The 18,821-nt window shown below is 74.0% G+C and carries 22 protein-coding genes and 1 tRNA gene; 8 read left to right on the forward strand and 15 right to left on the reverse strand.

What is annotated here, in order from left to right; genetic code table 11:
* Window positions 1-13: 13 nt before the first annotated feature.
* Window positions 14-541 (reverse strand): GNAT family N-acetyltransferase, encoded by a 528-nt coding sequence (locus tag F1C76_17545; GenBank protein ID QNG38133.1) that lies wholly within the window; start codon window positions 539-541, stop codon window positions 14-16.
* A gap of 75 nt (window positions 542-616) precedes the next feature.
* Between F1C76_17545 and F1C76_17550 the strand changes: the two genes are divergently transcribed.
* Entirely contained in the window at window positions 617-871 is a 255-nt protein-coding gene (locus F1C76_17550; protein QNG38134.1) for a hypothetical protein, read from the forward strand.
* On the opposite strand, the gene F1C76_17555 is transcribed toward F1C76_17550, so the two are convergent.
* The gene (locus tag F1C76_17555) at window positions 868-2,103 is read right to left on the reverse strand and encodes an acyl-CoA dehydrogenase (GenBank protein ID QNG38135.1); all 1,236 of its coding nucleotides are present in this window, start codon (window positions 2,101-2,103) and stop codon (window positions 868-870) included. The two genes, F1C76_17550 and F1C76_17555, sit on opposite strands and share 4 nt — an antisense overlap.
* Between F1C76_17555 and F1C76_17560 the strand changes: the two genes are divergently transcribed.
* A complete protein-coding gene (locus F1C76_17560; GenBank protein QNG38136.1) occupies window positions 2,102-3,211 on the forward strand; it encodes a glycerate kinase in 1,110 nt (369 codons plus the stop codon). The genes F1C76_17555 and F1C76_17560 overlap by 2 nt on opposite strands.
* Here the strand turns inward: F1C76_17560 and F1C76_17565 are convergent.
* Genes F1C76_17565 through F1C76_17575 form a run of 3 tightly spaced genes read right to left on the reverse strand, consistent with a single transcriptional unit; the run spans window position 3,204 to window position 5,399 of the window.
* The gene (locus F1C76_17565) at window positions 3,204-3,743 is read right to left on the reverse strand and encodes a hypothetical protein (protein QNG38137.1); all 540 of its coding nucleotides are present in this window, start codon (window positions 3,741-3,743) and stop codon (window positions 3,204-3,206) included. The genes F1C76_17560 and F1C76_17565 overlap by 8 nt on opposite strands.
* 53 nt (window positions 3,744-3,796) lie before the next feature.
* Entirely contained in the window at window positions 3,797-4,297 is a 501-nt protein-coding gene (locus F1C76_17570; GenBank protein QNG38138.1) for a DUF664 domain-containing protein, read from the reverse strand.
* 31 nt (window positions 4,298-4,328) lie between these two features.
* Window positions 4,329-5,399, reverse strand: coding sequence for a serine/threonine protein kinase (locus F1C76_17575; protein ID QNG39340.1), 1,071 nt, complete (start codon window positions 5,397-5,399; stop codon window positions 4,329-4,331).
* Window positions 5,400-5,761: 362 nt separating this feature from the next.
* Between F1C76_17575 and F1C76_17580 the strand changes: the two genes are divergently transcribed.
* A complete protein-coding gene (locus F1C76_17580; protein QNG38139.1) occupies window positions 5,762-6,286 on the forward strand; it encodes a gamma carbonic anhydrase family protein in 525 nt (174 codons plus the stop codon).
* Between the two features lie 59 nt (window positions 6,287-6,345).
* Window positions 6,346-6,735 carry a hypothetical protein gene (locus F1C76_17585; protein QNG38140.1) on the forward strand — a complete coding sequence of 130 codons (390 nt, stop codon included), beginning with the start codon at window positions 6,346-6,348 and terminating at the stop codon, window positions 6,733-6,735.
* Here the strand turns inward: F1C76_17585 and F1C76_17590 are convergent.
* The 3 genes from F1C76_17590 to F1C76_17600 form a co-directional block, all read right to left on the reverse strand.
* A complete protein-coding gene (locus F1C76_17590; protein ID QNG38141.1) occupies window positions 6,715-7,272 on the reverse strand; it encodes a DUF2505 domain-containing protein in 558 nt (185 codons plus the stop codon). The two genes, F1C76_17585 and F1C76_17590, sit on opposite strands and share 21 nt — an antisense overlap.
* 1,130 nt (window positions 7,273-8,402) lie before the next feature.
* Complete coding sequence (locus tag F1C76_17595; protein QNG38142.1) at window positions 8,403-8,855, reverse strand: hypothetical protein; 453 nt, start codon at window positions 8,853-8,855, stop codon at window positions 8,403-8,405.
* Window positions 8,856-9,096: 241 nt separating this feature from the next.
* A tRNA-Ile gene (locus tag F1C76_17600) sits at window positions 9,097-9,170 on the reverse strand.
* Between the two features lie 39 nt (window positions 9,171-9,209).
* Between F1C76_17600 and F1C76_17605 the strand changes: the two genes are divergently transcribed.
* Window positions 9,210-9,713, forward strand: a complete 504-nt coding sequence (locus F1C76_17605) for an OsmC family protein (GenBank protein QNG38143.1) — start codon at window positions 9,210-9,212, stop codon at window positions 9,711-9,713.
* A 65-nt stretch (window positions 9,714-9,778) separates the two neighbouring features.
* On the opposite strand, the gene F1C76_17610 is transcribed toward F1C76_17605, so the two are convergent.
* Window positions 9,779-10,051, reverse strand: coding sequence for a hypothetical protein (locus F1C76_17610; GenBank protein ID QNG38144.1), 273 nt, complete (start codon window positions 10,049-10,051; stop codon window positions 9,779-9,781).
* Between the two features lie 308 nt (window positions 10,052-10,359).
* On the opposite strand from F1C76_17610, the gene F1C76_17615 reads away from it, so the two are divergent.
* A complete protein-coding gene (locus tag F1C76_17615; GenBank protein QNG38145.1) occupies window positions 10,360-10,860 on the forward strand; it encodes a DUF3145 domain-containing protein in 501 nt (166 codons plus the stop codon).
* A 119-nt stretch (window positions 10,861-10,979) separates the two neighbouring features.
* On the opposite strand, the gene F1C76_17620 is transcribed toward F1C76_17615, so the two are convergent.
* From F1C76_17620 to F1C76_17645, 6 genes are all read right to left on the reverse strand, one after another.
* Window positions 10,980-12,392, reverse strand: a complete 1,413-nt coding sequence (locus F1C76_17620) for an acyl-CoA carboxylase subunit beta (GenBank protein ID QNG38146.1) — start codon at window positions 12,390-12,392, stop codon at window positions 10,980-10,982.
* Between the two features lie 31 nt (window positions 12,393-12,423).
* Window positions 12,424-13,662, reverse strand: coding sequence for a beta-ketoacyl-[acyl-carrier-protein] synthase family protein (locus tag F1C76_17625; protein ID QNG38147.1), 1,239 nt, complete (start codon window positions 13,660-13,662; stop codon window positions 12,424-12,426).
* A 63-nt stretch (window positions 13,663-13,725) separates the two neighbouring features.
* Entirely contained in the window at window positions 13,726-13,971 is a 246-nt protein-coding gene (locus F1C76_17630; protein QNG38148.1) for an acyl carrier protein, read from the reverse strand.
* 83 nt (window positions 13,972-14,054) lie between these two features.
* On the reverse strand, window positions 14,055-15,029 hold the full coding sequence (locus F1C76_17635) for a ketoacyl-ACP synthase III (GenBank protein ID QNG38149.1): 975 nt from the start codon (window positions 15,027-15,029) through the stop codon (window positions 14,055-14,057).
* Window positions 15,026-16,231 (reverse strand): acyltransferase domain-containing protein, encoded by a 1,206-nt coding sequence (locus F1C76_17640; GenBank protein ID QNG38150.1) that lies wholly within the window; start codon window positions 16,229-16,231, stop codon window positions 15,026-15,028. Before F1C76_17640 ends, F1C76_17635 begins: the two co-directional genes overlap by 4 nt.
* A gap of 145 nt (window positions 16,232-16,376) precedes the next feature.
* Window positions 16,377-17,462, reverse strand: a complete 1,086-nt coding sequence (locus F1C76_17645; protein ID QNG39341.1) for a PucR family transcriptional regulator — start codon at window positions 17,460-17,462, stop codon at window positions 16,377-16,379.
* A gap of 132 nt (window positions 17,463-17,594) precedes the next feature.
* Between F1C76_17645 and F1C76_17650 the strand changes: the two genes are divergently transcribed.
* Window positions 17,595-18,275 carry a phosphatase PAP2 family protein gene (locus F1C76_17650; protein ID QNG39342.1) on the forward strand — a complete coding sequence of 227 codons (681 nt, stop codon included), beginning with the start codon at window positions 17,595-17,597 and terminating at the stop codon, window positions 18,273-18,275.
* Window positions 18,263-18,820: a hypothetical protein gene (locus F1C76_17655; protein QNG38151.1), complete on the forward strand. Its 558-nt coding sequence runs from the start codon at window positions 18,263-18,265 to the stop codon at window positions 18,818-18,820. The genes F1C76_17650 and F1C76_17655 overlap by 13 nt, the downstream gene beginning before the upstream one ends.
* Window position 18,821 lies beyond the last annotated feature (1 nt).

Raw genomic sequence — 18,821 nt, forward strand, 5'->3', positions numbered from 1 at the left:
CCTCGGCGACTCGTCAGCCCAGCTGCCTCTCGAACGCGTACAGCCGGTCGAGCACCGGCAACGCCCGCAGCTCCTCGACGTCGGTGGGTCGCAGGGAGTCGAACAGCGGCGTCCACCCGGCCCGGGTGTACAGCTCGCGCGCCTCGGGCTGCAGCGGGCCGGTGGTCAGGTACATCCGGGAGTAACCGGCCGCCGCCGCGTGCTCCTCCAGCTCGGCCAGCACCCGGCGGGCCAGGCCGCGGCGGCGGTGGTCCCGGTGGGTCCACATCCGCTTGACCTCGGCGGTCCCGGCGTCATCGTGCGGGCGGTAGGCGCCGCCGGCGACGGGCGCGTCGTCCTCGAGCAGCAGCAGGAAGGCCCCGGTGGGCGGCAGGAAGTCACTGGCCGGGTACAGCGACATCTCGTCGGCGGCGCTGCCGAAGAGGTCGCCGTACCGGGCGTCGTACTCCCGGAGCAGGTCGTCCAGGAGCGGGCGGGCCCGCGGGTCGTCGGGGTGCACGCGCACGGTGACGATCCGGTCGCGGTGGGGGTCGGCAGCCACGGGACACGACGGTAGGCCGTCCCCGGGGCCGACGATCCGGTGGCAGGCGGTTGTGATCGGGGGCACACTGGGGACGTGGACAGCTACGCCGTCGGGTTCTCCCGACCAGACCGCTGGTCGCAGTCGCGACCGGTCCAGACCACCAGCACCTGGCACGCCGTCGAGGCGCACCGCCCGCCGGGCGAGCTCGACGGGGAGGTCGAGCTCGCCGCGTGCGGGGCGATCGTGCAGGTGTGGGGATCCCAGCGCTGGGAGCGGGTGGGCGCCTCGCGCACCGCGTGCGCCGAGTGCCAGTCGATCGCCGACCGGGAGCTCAGCCGCGCCGGCTAGTCCCGCTTCGGGCGGCGGCCGGTGATGGCCGACAACCCGGTGACCTCCCGGCCGACGATGAGCGCCTGCACGTGGTCGGTGCCCTCGAAGGTGTAGATCGCCTCGATGTCGGCGTGGTGCCGGGCGATGTGGTGCTCGAGCAGGATCCCGTCGCCGCCGAACAGGTCGCGGGCGTCGGCGATGATCGTGCGGGCCTTCTTGCAGCAGTTCATCTTCGCCAGCGAGGCCATCGCCGCGGTCATCCGGCCCTGGTCGGCCAGCGTCGACAACCGCCAGCACATCAGCTGCATGGTGGTGATCTCGGCCAGCATCCGGGCGAGCTTCTCCTGCACCAGCTGGTAGCCCGCGATCGGCTGACCGAACTGCTCGCGCTGCAGGGTGTGCGCCAGCGCCAGCTCGTAGGCCGACTGCGCGACCCCGAGCGCCCGCCAGGCGACGGTGTACCGGGTGCGGTCGAGCACCTGGGACACGTCCTTGAAGTTCCGGCAGTTCTCCAGCTTGTTCTCCGCGCCGACCCGGCAGTTCTCCAGGGTGATCTCGGCCTGCCAGACCGCCCGCAGCGCCGTCTTGCCCGTCATCACCGTGGCGGTGAAGCCCGGCGTGCCCTTCTCCACGACGTACCCGCCGACGTTCCCGTCCTCGTCGCGGGCCCAGATCAGCACGATGTCGGCGATCGAGCCGTTGCCGATCCACTTCTTCGCCCCGTTGAGCACGAAGCCGTCGCCGTCCCGGGTGGCCGTCGTCCCCAACGCGACGGCGTCGGAGCCGTGGTCGGGCTCGGTGAGGCCGAACGCGCCGATGGTCTCCATCCGGGCCATGCCCGGCAGCCAGCGCTCCTTCTGCTCCTCGCTGCCCAGCAGGTCGATCGACTGCATGGCCAGGAAGGAGTGCACGCCGTGGAAGGTGCCCATCGAGCCGTCGGCCCGGGCCCACTCCGCGGCGACCAGGCCGGCCGCCACGGCGCTCATGCCGGCCGAGCCGTGGCCCTGCACGGTCCCGCCGGCGATGCCGAGGTCGGCGAGCATCGGCACCAGGTGCGCGGGGAACTCCGCGCGCTCCCAGTAGTCGTTGATGATCGGGGTGACCTCGCGGGCGCAGAAGTCACGCACCCGGTCGCGGATCTCGAGGTCACCGGGGTCGATGAGGTCGTCGACGGCGTAGAAGTCGGTGGCGGGGGCGAGGGGGTCAGCGGCGGTGCTCACGTCGTCGGACGGTAGGCCGGAGTCGGGCATGCTGCCCGTCGTGCGCATCGTCATCGCCCCGGACAAGTTCAAGGGCACGCTGGACGCCGACGGCGTGGCCGACGCGGTGGCCGCGGGCATCGCCCGGGTGCGGCCCGACGCCGAGGTCCTGCTGCGTCCGATCGCCGACGGTGGCGACGGCACCGTGGCCGCGGCCCTGCGCGCCGGGTGGCGCGCCGTGACCGCGACCGTGTCCGGTCCGGACGGCGCTCCGGTGACTGCGGTGTTCGCCGTCGACGGCGACACCGCCCTGGTCGAGCTGGCCACCGCGGCCGGGCTGCACCTCGCGCCGCCGGCGCCGCACACCGCGACCACCCGGGGTGTGGGCGAGCTGCTGGTGCGGGCCCTGGACGAGGGCTGCCGGCGGTTGGTCGTGGGCATCGGCGGCAGCGCCACCACCGACGCCGGCACCGGCATGCTCGCCGCGCTGGGCGTCCGGTTCACCGACGCCGACGGCGTCGACCTGCCCCCGGGCGGCGCGGCGCTGGCCCGGCTGGACCGGATCGACCCCACCGGGCTGGACCCCCGGCTGGCCGGCGTCGAGCTGTTGATCGCCACCGACGTGGACGCCCCGCTCACCGGCCCCCGCGGCGCCGCCCACGTGTTCGGCCCGCAGAAGGGCGCCGACCCCGGTCAGGTCGCCGACCTCGACGCCGCCCTGGCCCGCTTCGCCCTCGTGGTGCTGCGCGACCTGGACCTCGACGTCGTCGACGTGCCCGGCGCCGGGGGAGCGGGCGGCACCGCGGCCGGGGCGCTGGCCGTGCTCGGCGCCCGGATCACGTCCGGCGCGGACCTGGTCTGCGACCTGGTCGGACTGGACGAGGCGCTGGTCGGTGCCGACCTCTGCGTGACCGGCGAGGGTGCGCTGGACGCGCAGACGCTCACCGGCAAGGGCCCGGCCGTCGTCGCCCGTCGCGCCGCGGCCGCCGGGGTGCCGTGTCTCGGGCTGGCCGGTGTCGTCCGGCTGGCGCCCGAGGAGCTGGCGATCGCCGGGTTCACCGCCGCGCACGGGCTGACCGAGGTGGAGCCGGACGTGACGACCTGCCTGGCCGAGCCGGCCAGGCTGCTCACCGAGCTGACGGTCCGCGCCCTCAGCTGACCGGCTGGCGCAGGATCGTCCGGCGCTTCTCGGGGGCGGTGCGGCGGGGGTCGGTCAGGTAGACCTCGTGGTGCTTCCCCGAGGGTCGGAACCCGGCGCCGGGCAGGACCTCGCGGTGCAGCCGGTGCAGCACCGGGCCCTCGTCGTCGAACGGGCCGACGTGCAGGGTCTGCATGCACAGTCCCTCCGCCAGCGGTTCGAGCCGGACGTCGTCCAGCCGGGCCGGCGCCTTGGCGCGGGTGCGGTCGACCGCAGTCTCGACGTCGGCGGCACCGAGCCAGTCGGGCACCAGGAGGAGCAGGGTCCACTCCCAGACGGCCTTGTCCCGGCGGCGGGTGAAGGTGTCCATGTCCTCGGCCCACCACAGCCCCTCCAGCGGCGGGACCACGTAGTCGCGGCCGGCGTCCTTGCTCGCGAACTTCAGTGCGTAGGCCACCGGGTAGAGCGCCTGGACCGCGACGCTGAAGACCTCGGTGTCCGGGTCGCCGTGCCCGTCGATCGCCAGGTAGGTCCGGTCGGGCACCTGGAGCATGCGGAACTCGCCGCGGTGGGCCCGGTAGACGTCGTCGTCCTCCAGATCGGTCGTCAGGTCACCAGCCCCCGCACGTAGGCGGCCTGCCCGGCGTGCTGCAGGTCGTCGGTGACCACGCTGACCAGTCGGACCCCGAGGGTCACCGGCGGGTCCCACTGCTCGTCGACCACGCGGTCGAGGTCGCCGTCGGACAGCGTGCGCAGGTAGGTGGCCGTCGCAGCGTGCACCGCGCGGTGGTAGTCGAGGAGGGTGACGGCCTCGGCGCGGAGCCGGGCGACGTCCTCGACGTCCATGCTGTAGCCGGTCTCCCGGTCGTCGAAGGGGAGCGCGAACCGCTGTGCGAAGCCCTGCGCGGTGTAGACCTGCTCGGTGCCGGCGACCTCGGCGACGTGGTCGTCCTGGACCCGGGTGAGGTGCCAGACCAGCCAGCCGATCGTGTTGGCCCCCGGCGCCGGGGCCTGGGCGAGCTGGTCGACGGTCAGGCCGTCGACGGCCCGGGTGACCACGCCCTCGATGTTGTCTAAGGCGGCTGCGAGCAGTTCGTCGGTGCGCATGCGCGGTGGCCTACCCGGTGGTGGACGCCGGTCAACCGTTGAGCAGCTCGCCGCCCTCGACGAGCAGCCACCAGCCGCCCGCGACGAGGGCGATGGCGACCAGCACCAGGAGGATCGTGGGCACGACCACCCAGCGGCGCTTGAACCGGAACCGCGGCTTGGGCGGGGGCGGAGCCTGCTGTGTGGTCGGGGCCGTGAGCTGCTCGGACAGCGAGCGGAGCTTCTCCTTGGCCCGGTGGGCGCGGCGGCGCAGGTCCTGGGGGTCGAAGCGCTGCACCTCGCCGCCGGCGTCGGCCCGGGGGGCCGGTTGCGGGGGAGTGGGGGCCTGGACCGGGGGCGGCGGTGGGGCTGCGGCCTGCGTCGCCGACTGCAGGGCGACCCGGGCCTGCCCCGGGGTGGCGCGCTGCTGCGGGTCGCGGGCCAGCATCGCCGTCAGCACCGGCTGCAGGGCCCCGGACCGGACCATCGGCGCGGGGTGGTCGGAGACGACCGCGAGCAGGGTGGCCATCGGCTCGCCCCGGTCGAAGGGCGGTCGGCCCTCCACCGCGGTGTAGAGCGTGGCGCCGAGTGACCACAGGTCGTCCTGCGGCTGGGGGTCGTGCCCCGTGGCGCGCTCGGGGGACATGTAGGCGGGGGAGCCCAGCACCGTGCCGGTCGAGGTCAGCGTGCTGTCCCCGGTGGTGGTGGCGATGCCGAAGTCGGTGAGGTGCGCGCGCCCGGCATCGTCGACCAGCACGTTGGCGGGCTTCACGTCGCGGTGCACGATCCCGGCCTGGTGCGCGGCGGTGATCGCGTCGAGCAGGTCCAGCCCGATCCGGGCGACCAGGTCCACCCGCAGCGGGCCGTACTCCTCGACCAGCTGGAGCAGGGTGCGGGACCGCACGTGCTCCATGACCAGCCAGGGCTTGCCGTCCTCCTCGAAGACGTCGTGCACCGTGGTGACGGCGGGGTGGTCGAGCCGGGCGGCGGCGCGGGCCTCGCGGAAGGTGCGCTCGCGCAGGACGGCGCGCTCCTCGGCGGTCACGTCGACGCCGAAGGTGACCTCCTTGACCGCGACCTCGCGGCCCAGCATCCGGTCCTCGGCGAGCCAGACGACGCCCATCCCGCCGCGGCCGATCTCCTCGCGCAGCAGGTAGCGACCGGCCACGACGCGCTCGCCGGTGCCGGAGGGGTCCACGGGGCAGAAGTTACGCGGTGCGGGCGGTGGCCACCCGCCGGACGGGACCGCCTCGGATGGCCGGCGGCGGTGACCGGCGGGTGCCGGTCACCGCCGGAGCGGTCACTCCTGCTCGGGCTCGCTCTGCTCCTCGAGGGAGGCTGCCTGCTCCTCGGTCTCCTGCTCCAGGGCGATGTCGCGGGGCTGCGGCTCGCCGGATTCCATCTCGTCAGGGTGCGGTGTCGACATGCCGCCCACCCTGCGCCCGGACCTCGTCGTCCGCACCCCGGGTGTGTGAGGCTCGCCGCATGCCGCTGTTCTCCTTCGAAGGCAAGCACCCCCAGGTGCACCCCGACGCGTGGATCGCCCCCACCGCGACGCTGGTGGGCGACGTGACGGTCGAGTCCGGTGCCTCGGTCTGGTACGGCGTGGTGGTCCGGGCGGACTTCGGCGCCATCGTGATCCGAGCCGGGGCCAACGTGCAGGACAACTCGGTGCTGCACGGCGGCGACGACCCGGTCACCGAGGTCGGCCCCGGGGCGACCATCGGCCACCTGTGCGTGGTGCACGGCTGCGTGATCGGGGCCGAAGCGCTGATCGGCAACGGGTCGACCGTGCAGGACGGCGCCCGGATCGGCCGGCGCGCCCTCATCGGCGCGGGCTCCCTCGTCCCGCCCGGGATGGTCGTGCCCGACGAGGTGCTCGCCCTGGGCTCCCCGGCCAAGGTGCGCGGGCCGCTCACTGCCGGCGCCGCGCAGTGGGTGGACGGCAACCCCTCGATCTACCAGGAGCTGGCTCGCCGGCACGCCGCCGGCGTCGAGCGGCTGGACTGACGCCGAGCCGTCGTGCGGACCGTATGGTCTCGGTCTCAGCCGGTGACGAGGGGGCGGGCGTGCGCAGAGCGGTCTTCGGGGTGCTGACGGTGGCGCTGTTCGTGTGGATGGTGCTGCTCTTCGCAGGGTCGCCGGGCACCCGGGACTTCGAGTACGACGGGGACGAGCCCGGGACAGCGACCGTGACCTGCGGGTCGACCGCCGCCGTGGGGTGGCCCTTCCGGACCCAGCCCGAGAGCGCCCGGTCCGAGGCCGGTGGGCCGCTCTCCGACGACTACGTCGACGGTGGGGTGCTCCCCGGCGACGTCACCCAGCAGTCGATCCTCGACCAGTGCCAGGACCTGCGCGCCACCCGGCTGGGCTTCATGACGCTGCTGGCCGTGCCCACCGCGCTGTGCGGGGTCGGCGCGCTCCTGCCGGGCCGCCGATCAGGCCAGCCGGCGCTGTAGCGACTCGGCCTCCTTGCGGAGCACGACCACCGCGAGCTGGTCGACCGCGCCCTCGGCCTTGCGGCCCACGAACGGCGCGTCGACCTTCGAGGTGCCGGTGCTGTCGATCTGGCTGCCCGCTCCTGCGGCGGTGACCCGGCGCTCGCCCTCGAGGCGGACGTCGCGGCCGAACAGCTTCGAGGTGACGACGACGGTGCCGGTCGCGCCGTCGCCGGTCGCCGTCCAGGTGCGGACGTCGAGGAGCTCGACCCGGTCGCCGACGAACTTCGCGAACGCCTCGGGGATGCCCTGCGTCGGGACGGTGTACCGCGCGGTCGTCGTCGTGCCCTCGACGGACACCTCGCGCACCTCGGCGCCGAGCGCGGCCAGTGCCTCGCGGACGAAGGACTCGTCGGTGAGCGTGGCGATCAACTGGGCGGGCGGGGCGGGGACGGTGACGTCGTGGGTGAAGGACACCCGCTCATGATCGTCGCGGTGCGCCGGGGCCGCTGGCCAGGGGAGTGGGGCGGGTGGGGCTCGAACCCACGACCCAGGGATGTGAGTCGCCGGGTGGGCAGTGCAGCGTCATTCCACCTTGTGCGCCTGCCCTGCTCAGATGAGGGTTGGGACCCAAGCGGCGTCCCACACCGTCCGACCGCGTGTGACCCCGCTGCTACCGCTGGCAGTCCTCGGTGCCGGTCGGCCCAGACTTGTCCGGACGGTCTCCAACCCCGCGTCGTCGCCAACGTCGGGCCCGCACGATGAGGACCAACAGCAGCAGGAGGTACCCGCCGAGGATCAGGAGGATCCACAACTCCGGAGGAGGCGCTCCGCCGATCAGGGGTGAGAGGGCTGCGGCGCTCACCCTTCGTCCATCCGTCGGAGGCGGCTCTGGACCGCACGCCGGACCCGCACCATCCGGCTCGTCGCGATCAGGTACGAGCCCAGCGCGGCGCCAGCGGCCCCGACGACCACGGCCAGGAGGTCTCCCTCGGTCACGCCACTCAGTCTGTCGGCCCCCCGACCTAAGGGCGCGGCATGGACCGACGGGCACCTCGCCGTGCTGGACGTCGGCTCGACACCATGCTGTTCGCCATGGCGCCGAACGGAGGTCAGGCGATCGCGCAGGAAAATGCGTGGTGGGCAGCCGGTACCCCGTGCACTGTGACCGCAGGAGGTTCGCTGGTCAGTGGATCTCTACAGGGTCGCGGGTTCAAATCCCGTCGGCCTTGTCCGCAAGGCCGTAGCTCAGTCTGGTAGAGCGGCAGCGTGCCTGGTCGACCCTGTCGGCCAGGCACGCTGTGGATGACAGCAGACGCTTCTGGCAGAAGTCGGGGATGCCTGAGACGCTCATCGGGTCGATGGAGTTGGTGGCCGTCGACCTTGGCCGCGGCCTCGATGCATGCGTTGCCACGCCTGGCGCGTGCGTCCGTTGTGGAGGGGAGCTGCCCGTTCGAGACGGGCCCGTGCAGGCACCCGGGGCGGGCGCATGAGATCGATCAAACGCCCGCCCCGGCCACCGCTCCAGTAGCGCGACCCCGCGCGATGTCGACTCTCGAGAGCACCGCGGCGCCTGGTTGACGATCATCGATGCATCCGTTGCCGTGCAACGGTCATGGCGACGGTGGCGAGACGGGCAGGCGCTTGTCTCGCCGGTTGCAGCAGTGCAGACATGGCCGCAAGGGGGTTCAACCGGGACCGACTGTGTCGGCGGCCCCAAGAAGCCGTCCGATCCTGGCTAGGTGGACCAGGTCGATGGTCAGCTCGACTACCCAGCTGGCGGCGCCGGTGGTGACCAACTGCTCGTGATCCGGGAATGTTCGAGGCTCTCCGAGAAGCCCTAGGGGCCAGGCGATGCACAACAGGGCAGCGTCGCGCGAATCCCGCAAGCTGCGGGCTCGTTCCGGCAACTTCTCGTCCTGAGCAGTGCGTTCGCGCTCGTGGTCGACGTAAGGCTGTCGTCCTGGCCATCGGCGGGGGCGTTCGGTCCAGTTGCCCGATCGAACTTGCTCGTCACGCAGGTCGAACTGATCCACGCCCGGCCGCAGAACTGCGGCCCGGAGGGACCCGCCGGTGCTGACCCAATCGGTGACCCACTGATCGGCCGGCCCGAAGCCCGTCGGGCTGGTGTCGAGCTCCACTGAGTCGGGCCACCTCGGCGAGCCGGTTCAAGAGAACTAGCTCGACAGCGATTGCACCCCTCACCGCGATCGGGGTCACTAGGTCGTCGGTGAGGCGCCCACGAGGGTCGAGGGCCAGGCTGGCCAGGCGCATGGGAACGGAGTCGGCCCACGTCATGGCTACATGGTCTCGTAGAGGATGTGCTGCCGGGCGCATCAGCTTCGCGACGATGCAGGAGCATGAACGCCGGGACAGCGACGGTGGGGCGGGTGGGGCTCGAACCCACGACCCAGGGATTATGAGTCCCATGCTCTGACCGGCTGAGCTACCGCCCCTCGTGTGCGGACAGCCTGCCATGCGGGTTGACTCGGGCCATGGACGCCGCCGCCCTGCGCGAGATGCAGGCCCCGATCAAGCAGACCTACAAGGACGACCCGTCGGCGGCGATCGCCGACCTGCACGCCGTCGGTGACTTCCGGGACGACGGCATCACCGCCACGATCGACACCTGGTCGGGCCCGCAGCGCGCCGGGTTCCACCCCACCACCGGTGGGGACGGCTCGGACGCGTGCTCCGGGGACATGCTGCTGCAGGCCCTCCTGGGCTGCGCGGGGGTGACCCTCCGCTCGGTGGCCACCGCGATGAGCATCGAGATCCGGGGCGCGAAGCTGACCGCCCACGGGAAGATGGACGCCCGCGGCACCCTGGGGGTCTCCCGGGAGGCGCCGGTGGGGATGACCGGCATCGAGGTGGTCGCCGAGGTCGACACCGACGCCGACGACGCGAAGCTGGCCAAGCTCGCCGAGCTGACCGAGCGCTACTGCGTGGTCGCCCAGACCCTCAAGGACACCCCGACGATGACGGTCCGCCGGGCCTGACCCCCGAGACCGAGAACGCCCCGCCGCGGAGCTCCGCGGCGGGGCGTTCTGCGTGCTGGGGGAGCTCAGTCCTCGGCGAGGGCCGTACAGACCCCGCAGGCCGGCGTCCGGCGCGGGCTCGGCCACTCGACGGCGGCGTCGGCCCGGGCGACCTGACGGCCGCACAGGGAGAAGACGACCCCCGCGGGACCCTCCTCGACGGCGTGCCAGGGACCGCTGGAGTCCACGATCCCGGTGTTGACCGCGCCGTTCCAGAGCACCTGGACGGCGGCCTGCCCGCAGACGAAGGTCTCCCGGGTGGCGGTGGCGTGCCGCCCTCGGCGCTGCGTCGATGTCACCCGGAGACAGTCGCACCGACACACACCGTGACCCGTCGTCCGACACGCACGATGCGTAACGAGAAGGTCACGAGCGGCAACTGCCCAGGTGAGCTGGGTGTGCGCTGTGACGGTGAGTCCCACCAGTCACACGAGCAACATCTGGCACTTCTGGCCCAGCGATCCGAACCTGCGCTGGCGCATCGGCGTGGTAGTCGGGCACACTGCTCGGAGCACGCTGAACCGCCCGTACACGTACTGCTGCGCCACCATCCGAGTCAGGTCCGTTGGGGAAGACGAGACCCGTCTTGATCCGATGGAGGTGCGCTGTGCAACGACGGTCGACGCAGGGTGTGGTCTTCGTGCACGCGTGCCCGAAGGCCCTGTGCCAGCACGTCGAGTGGTCCCTCGAGAGGGTCATCGGCGCGCCGGTGAGTTTGACGTGGGCCGAACAGCCCGCGACGCACGGCTCCTACCGGGCCGAGGTGTCCTGGACCGGCAGTGCCGGTACCGGCTCGAAGCTCGTGGCTGCCCTCAAGCAGTGGCCGATGCTGCGCTTCGAGGTCACCGAGGAGCCCAGCCAGGGCTGCGACGGCGAGCGCATGTCCTACGTGCCCGGGCACGGCGTCTTCCGCACGCCGATGTCCGCCAACGGCGACCTCATGATCACCGAGCAGCAGCTCCGCCACCTGGCCGCCACCGCGACCAGCGTCGAGGCCTTCCGGCACGGCGTCGACGACCTCCTCGGCGCAGCCTGGGACGACGACCTCGAGTCGCACCGGCACGCCGGCGACGGCGCTCCCCCCACCTGGCTGCACCAGGTCGTCTGACGACCCGGCGCAGTCCGCCTGCACCGTCGGCCCCCTGACCCCGGACCGATCCCGCGCAGGCCAGCACGACACAGCGGCCCGACACCCTCACGGGTGCCGGGCCGCAGTGTCGTCCGGGGTCAGAGCGGGATGTTGCCGTGCGCCCCTCGACCGGCGGGGGCGGCCGCCAGCGCGGCGACCAGGCGGCGCTTGGTCTGCGCGGGCTCGACGACCTCGTCGACCACGCCGATCTCCTGGGCGCGGGCGACACCGCCGGCGATCCGCTCGTGCTCGGTGGCCAGCTGGGCGTGCAGCGCCTCCCGCTCGCCGGGCTGGGCGGCGGCGAGCTTCTTGCGGTGCAGGATGCCGACGGCTGCCTTCGCGCCCATGACGGCCACCTCGGCGCCCGGCCAGGCGTAGACGGCGGTGGCCCCCAGCGAGCGGGAGTTCATCGCGATGTAGGCGCCGCCGTAGGACTTGCGGGTCACCAGCGTCACCCGGGGGACGACGGCCTCGGCGAAGGCGTGCAGCAGCTTGGCGCCGCGGCGCACCACGCCGTCCCACTCCTGGCCCACGCCGGGCAGGTACCCGGGGACGTCGACCAGCACCACGAGCGGGACGCCGAACGCGTCGCACATGCGGACGAAGCGGGCCGCCTTCTCCGCCGAGGGGGAGTCCAGGCACCCGCCCAGGCGCAGCGGGTTGTTGGCGATGACGCCCACGGTGCGACCGGCCATCCGGCCCAGCGCGGTGATGATGTTGGGCGCGTACCGGCTCTGCAGCTCCAGCGGCGGGCCGTCCAGGATCGAGGCGACCAGCGGCTTGACGTCGTAGGCCCGCTGCCGCGCCTCGGGCAGCAGGGCGGAGAGGTCGACGTCGGGCTCGCCGTCGGCCGGGGCGAAGGTGCCCTGCGCGGCCAGCAGGTCGACCGCCCGGCGGGCGGTGTCCAGGGCGTCCTGCTCGGTGTCGGTGACGATGTGCACCACGCCCGAGCGGCGGCCGTGGGTGTCCGGGCCGCCCAGGGACTCCATGTCGACCTGCTCGCCGGTCACCGAGCGGACGACGTCCGGACCCGTGACGAACACGCGGCCGGCCGGGCCCATGACCACCAGGTCGGTCAGCGCGGGGCCGTAGGCGGCACCGCCGGCGGCCGGGCCGAGCACGACGGAGATCTGCGGGATCCGGCCCGAGGCCCGGATCATCCCGGCGAAGACCTCACCGACGGCGTGCAGGGCGGTGACGCCCTCGGCCAGCCGGGCACCGCCGGAGTGCCAGATGCCGATGACCGGCACCCGCTCGCGCAGCGCCGCGTCGATGGCGTCCACGACGTGCCGGCAGCCGTCCACGCCCATCGCGCCGCCCATGATCGTGGCGTCGGTGCAGTAGGCGATCGCGGGGGAGCCCTGGACCAGCCCACGGGCCGCCATCACCCCGGAGGTGTCCCGGGCCGCGAGCGGCTGCATGGTGCCGGTGTCGAAGAACCGGGCGAGCCGGTCCTCGGGGTCACGCGGGTCGGGGGCGACGGCGGTCGGGGCGGGGTGGACGGTGGTCATGCAGGCCTCCAGGAGACGGGGCGCAGGGGGGTCAGGCCGTGAACACGAGCGCGATGTTGTGGCCGCCGAACCCGAAGGAGTCGTTGACGGCGGCGGAGAAGGTCGCCTTGCGCGGCTCCCCGCGGACGATGTCCAGGGCCTGGACGGCGGCGGCGTCGTCCAGCTGCTCGATGTTCGCGGTGCCGGGGACGACCTGGTCGCGCAGCGCGAGCAGGCAGAACACCGACTCCAGGGCGCCGGCGGCACCGAGCAGGTGGCCGGTCTGGCTCTTGGTGGCCGTCACCGCGGCGTGGTCGCCGATGGCGCCGAGGATCGCGGCGGCCTCGGCGACGTCGCCGACCGGGGTGGAGGTGGCGTGGGCGTTGACGTGGCCGATGTCGGAGGCCGAGAGCCCGGCGTCGCGGAGCGCGGCGCCGATGGCGCGCTGGGCGCCCTCGCCCTCGGGGTGCGGGGCGACCAGGTCGTAGCCGTCGGAGGTGGCCCCGGCGCCGGCGACGGTGCCGTAGACCTTGGCGCCCCGGGCCTTGGCGGCGTCCGCACGCTCGAGCACCAGGCAGGCGGCACCCTCGGCGAGCACGAACCCGTCGCGGCCGGCGTCGAAGGGACGCGAGGCGTGCTCGGGGTCGTCGTTGCGGGTGCTCATGGCGCGCATCGAGGCGAAGCCGGCCATCGGCAGCGGGTGCACGCAGGCCTCGGCGCCGCCCACGAGGACGACGTCGGCGCGGTCCAGGCGGAGCATGTCCAGGCCCCAGCGGATCGCCTCGGCGCCGGAGGCGCAGGCGCTGACCGGGGCGTGCACGCCACCGCGGGCGCCGATCGCCAGGCCGACGGCCGCGGCCGGGCCGTTGGGCATGAGCATGGGGATGGTGAAGGGGGAGACCCGCTTGGGGCCTTTCTCCTCCAGGATGTCGTCCTGGTCGAGCAGGGTCATGGCGCCCCCGATGCCGGTGCCGATGACGACGGCGATGCGCAGCGCGTCGTAGCCGGCGTCCCCGGCGCCGGAGTCGGTCCAGGCCTCCTCGGCGGCGACGACGGCGACCTGCTGGCTGCGGTCGAGGCGGCGGGAGCGGACCCGGTCGATCTTCTCCGAGGGCTCCTGCGCCAGACGGGCGACGAGCTTGGCCGGGAAGGGGTCGACCCAGGAGTCGGTGATGCGGGTGACCCCGGACCGCCCGGTCAGCAGTGCGTCCCAGGTGGAGGCGACGTCGGCCCCGAGGGGCGTGGTGGCACCGAGTCCGGTGACGACGACGTCTGTGGTGTTGACGGGCATGGTGCTTCCTCCTGGGACGTGCTGGCCGGGGCGGCCGGGATCAGGGACGAGCCGGAGGCTCGGTCAGCCGTTGTTCTTCTCGATGAAGGAGATGGCGTCGCCGACGGTCTTGATGCCGCCGAGCTCGTCGTCGGGGATGGCGACACCGAACTTGTCCTCGACGGCGGTGGCGATCTCCACCATGGAGAGCGAGTCGACGTCGAGGTCCTCGGTGAAGGACTTCTCCGGGGTGGCGTCGGCGGGGGCGACCCCAGCGACCTCCTCCAGGATCTCGGCCAGGCCGGTCTGGATCTCCGCGGTGCTGCTCAAGGCGTTGTCCTCTCTCGAGTGTGGGCCGGCAGCAGGGTGCTGACCGACGGTCCGGGGCAGGTGCCCCGGGGGTCTGGGGTGGGTCAGGGCATCCGGAGGACCTGACCGGCGAAGGTCAGGCCGGCGCCGTAGCCGAGGACCAGGCAGAGGTCGCCGGTCTTCGCCTCGCCGGACTCCTGCAGGGCGGCCAACGCCAGCGGCACGGACGCCGAGGACGTGTTGCCGGCCTGCACGATGTCGCGGGCGATGACGGTGGACTCCGGCAGGCCGAGCCGCTTGGCCATCAGCTCGATGATCCGCAGGTTGGCCTGGTGCGGGGCGAAGACGTCGATGTCGGCGGCGGTGACGCCGGCACGGTCCATCGCCTCCTGCAGCACGTCGGTGAGCTTGGTGGTGGCCCAGCGGTAGACCGCCTGGCCGGCCATGGTGATGTGCTCGGTGCCCTGCGGGATCGCGATCGCGTCGCGCTGGTCGCCGTCGCTGCCCCACACGACCGGGCCCACGCCGGGGGTGTCGCTGGCGCCGAGGACCATCGCCCCGGCCCCGTCGGCGAAGATCACCGCGGTGCTGCGGTCGGTCTGGTCGGTGACGTCGGAGAGCCGCTCGGCCCCGACCACCAGCGCGTTGCGGGCCGACCCGGCCCGGATGGCGTCGGCGGCGGCGGACAGCGCGTAGCAGAACCCGGCACAGCCGGCGTTGACGTCGAAGGCGCCCGGTCGGCCCAGGCCCAGCCGGTTCGCGACCTCGGGTCCGGCGCCGGGGATCTGGGTGGCGAGACTGGCGCTGGCCACGATCACCAGGTCCACCTCGGCGGCGGTGAGCCCGCTGGCGTCGAGCGCCTGCTGCCCCGCGGCCACCGACATCTCGACCAGGGACTCGCCGTCGCCGGCCCAGCGCCGCTCGGCGATGCCGACCCGGGTCTGGATCCACTCGTCGTTGGTGTCCATCACCTGGGACAGCTCGGCGTTGGTCACCACGCGGCGGGGCCGGTAGGCCCCGATGCCGAGGACCTGGGCGCCGGGCGCACCGGTGGGGAGCTGGATGGTCGCGTCGCTCATGCCGACACCTCCGGGTAGAGCCGGGCCAACGGGTCTCCGGCGTCGACGAGGTCGCCCTCGGCGACCAGCCACTCGGCGAGCACGCCGTCGTAGCCGGCCGCGACGTCGACGGTCTCCCGTCGTCCGGTCACGGTGGCGAGCTTGGTGCCGGCCGGGAGGCGGGTGCCCTCGGCGACGTCGGCGGGGGAGATCGAGCCGCGGGCGGGGGAGACGACGACCCGCCAGTCGGGCAGGTGCTCGGCCTCGGCCCGGCCGCGCTCGGCGGCGATCAGCTCGCGAGCCCGGTCGAGGTCGGCCGGGCTGGTGATGGCCAGGACCTCGACGTCGTGCCGGCCCTTCCAGTCGCGCTTGGCCAGCCCGGCCAGCGCGCCGGCGGGGGGCAGCTCGATGACGGCGGTGACGCCCAGCTCGCGCAGGGTGTCCAGGCAGGCGTCGAAGCGCACCGGGTTCGTCACCTGGCTGACCAGCCGGTTCAGCACGCCGGCGCCGGTCTCGACCGCCGAGCCGTCCTTGTTGGACACCAGCAGCCGGGAGGGCTGGGCCGGGCGGAGTCCACCGATCAGGCCCTCGAGCGTCGTCCGGGCGCTGGCCATGTACTCGGTGTGGAAGGCGCCGGCGACCGACAGGGGCATGACCCGGGCCTTGGCGGGCGGGTCGGCCTTCAGCGCGGCGAGGCCGTCGAGGGAGCCGGCGGCCACGACCTGGCCGGCGCCGTTGACGTTGGCCGGGGTGAGCCCGTGCGCCTCGATCGCGGCGAGCACCTCGGCGGGGTCGCCGCCCAGCACCGCGGACATCCCGGTGGGGGTCTGCGCGCACGCGGCGGCCATCGCCCGGCCGCGGACGGCGGTCAGTGCGATCGCGGCCTCGATGCTGAGGACCCCGGCGAGCACCGCGGCGGTCAGCTCGCCGACGCTGTGCCCGGCGATGACGACGTCGCGGCCGGCCTGCGGGGTGTGCGCGACCGGGCCGGGCAGGCCCCCGAGCTCGCGGGCCACGAACAGCGACATCGCGACGACCAGCGGCTGGGTGACCGCGGTGTCCTTGATCGCCTCGGCGTCCCCGGTGGTGCCGAGCTCGAGGAGGTCGGCGTCGGCGATGGCACCGGCCCAGCGGAAGAAGGACTCGGCGCCGGGCAGCTCCAACCAGTCGGTGAGCATCCCGGGCTTCTGGGCCCCCTGACCGGGGGCGAGGACGGCGAGCACGTGCTCCACCGTGCCAGTCGGGGGCGTTTCCCGGGCGCGTGGGGACCACGAAGATCATGGGCTGTCTCTTGGAGGATCCCCACAAAGGGCCCACCGTCAACCGGGGTGGTGCCGGTGTGTCTGGTGGGGGAGCCCACAGGAGGGGTCAGGACCAGAGCGACCGGCTGCCCTCCAGCTCGGCCAGGGCCAGCGCGATCTGCAGGGTCCACCCGCCCCGCGGGTCGGTGGCCGACCACCCGGTCAGCTCGGTGGCCCGCTTGAGCCGGTACCGCACGGTGTTGGGGTGCACGAACAACGTGCGCGCGGTGGCCTCCAGGTTGCCGCCGCTGGCCAGCACCGCCCGCACGGTGTCCAGCACCTCGCCGCCGGCGGCCTGCAGCGGCAGCGCGACCCGCTCGGCCAGCGCCACCCGGGCCAGCGGGTCACCGTCCAGTGCGCGCTCGGCGAGCAGGTCGTCGGCGGCCACGGGGCGGGGTGCGCCGGGCCAGGCGGCGGCCGCCCGCAGCCCGGCCAGGGCGACGGTGGCCGACTCCCCGGCGGCCGAGAGCGAGTCCACCACCGGGCCGCTGACCACCGGGCCGGGGCCGAACTCGCGGGCGACCCGCGCCGCCACCGGCGCCAGGTCGGGGAGGCCGCCGAGGACGACGACGAGCTGCTCGGCGTGCACCCCGACGAGCACCTCGGCGCGCAGCGAGCGGGCGGCCCGGCGGACGGTGGTGTGCAGGTCGTCGACGTCCGGGGCGGTGCGGCCGACCAGGACGACGACCGGTGACGTCGTCCCCCAGCCCAGGGCCGCCGTCCGGCCGGGCAGCTCCTCGGAGCGTTCGCCGCGCACGAGCGCGTCGACGACGAGGGCCTCCAGGCGGGCGTCCCAGGCGCCGCGGCTCTCGGCGTACGTGGCGTAGACGTGGGCGGTGGCGAAGGCGACCTCGCGGCTGAACTGCAGCACCGCCAGCCGCAGCGCGTCGGCCTCACCGGGGAGGGCGACCTGCTCGATCCGGTCCTCCATCACCTCGACGGTGACCTTGATGAGGTCGACGGTCTGCTTGAGCGGGACGGCGCGGACCAGCTCGCGCGGGGCGGCGCCGAACACCTCCCCGGTCAGCCGCGGGGGCCGCTCGGGGTTGCGGCACCACTCGACCAGGGAGGCCACCCCGGCCTGGGCCACCAGGGTCACCCAGGAGCGCTGGTCTGCGGGCATCGCGCGGAACCAGGAGAGGGTGTCGTCCATCCGGGCCACCGCTGCCGTGGCGACCTGACCGGAGGCCCGCTCCAGCCGGCGCAGCGTCGCCTCGGACGGTCGGGGCGCGCTCACCGGGTCAGCGTGTCACGCACCGGGGGCGTGGGGGAGGCTTGGCCGGTGATCACGGGGCCCGGACGGGTGAGGACCCGCGCTGCCGGTGCAGCCGTGCTCGGCTGCGTCGCGGTGGTCCTCCTGCTCGGCCTCGGCGTGCACCTCGGCTTCGCACCGCAGTTGCGGTTGGACGCCGTGGTCAGCCGGGCGCTGTACGCCGGGGACGACCGGTCGTCGACCGTGTCGGTGCTGCTCGAGGTGGTGACCACCCCCGGCTACTCCTGGTTCCGGGCGATCGTGTTCGTCCCGGTGCTGGTCTGGCTGGGCGTCCGGCGACGCTGGGCGACCCTGGGCTGGGTGGCGGTGGCGACGGTGCTGGTCAGCCCGCTCAACGAGGGGCTCAAGCAGCTCGTCGACCGGACGCGTCCGGACTACGCCGAGGGCGGGTCGCAGCTGGCGTCGCTCTCCTTCCCCTCCGGGCACGCCGCCGGCATCGCCTGCCTGGTGACGACGGCGCTGGTGCTCGCCTGGCCCCGGCTGCGCGCCCGCTGGTGGTGGGTGCTCCTCGGCGTCCTGGTCGTGGTCCTCGTCGGGCTCAGCCGGGTGTGGCTGGGTGTGCACTTCCCGACCGACGTGCTCGCCGGCTGGGCCGTCGGGGTCGGCTGGACCCTGCTGGTCGCGCTGCTCCTGGGCGGGCTCCCCGGCGGCCGCGCCGCCCTGCCGGCCCGGGAGGCGTCGTGGACGGCCTGACCTCCGTGGTGCTGCTCGCCCCGCTCGACGGCTCGACCGGGCCGCTGCTGCGGATCGCCGACGACCGGCTCGACGCCGGGGCCGGCTACGGGGCGCACCACCACGCCGACGTCGACGTGGTCGCGGTGCTCGTCTCCGGGTCGCTGGCGCACGGCTGGGGCGGCCGCGGGGTGACGTTGCGCCCCGGTGACGTCGCCGTGCTGCGGGCCGGCACCGGGCTGACCCACGACGAGATCGCCGGCGCGGACGGTGCCCACGTGCTCCAGACGTACCTGCGCTCGGACGTGACCGGCGTGGGCCCCCGGCACGGCGTGGTGCGCTGGACGGCGGAACAGCCGCGCGGGTGGGTCGACCTGGACCGGCCCGACGCCCGGCTGTGGACCGCCCGGCTGCGGGCGGGGGAGTCGGTGACGCCGCCGGACGGGCTGCGCGTCGTCGTCGCCCGGGACGGCGGCGCGGTCAGCGGCGGGGAGGGTCCGGTCGCCGGCCCGGCGACGGTCTGCGTGTGGCAGCTGGACGCGAGCCGGCCCTCCTGGGCCTCCTGAG

The organism is Geodermatophilaceae bacterium NBWT11 (assembly GCA_014218215.1).
Taxonomy (GTDB): domain Bacteria; phylum Actinomycetota; class Actinomycetes; order Mycobacteriales; family Geodermatophilaceae; genus Klenkia.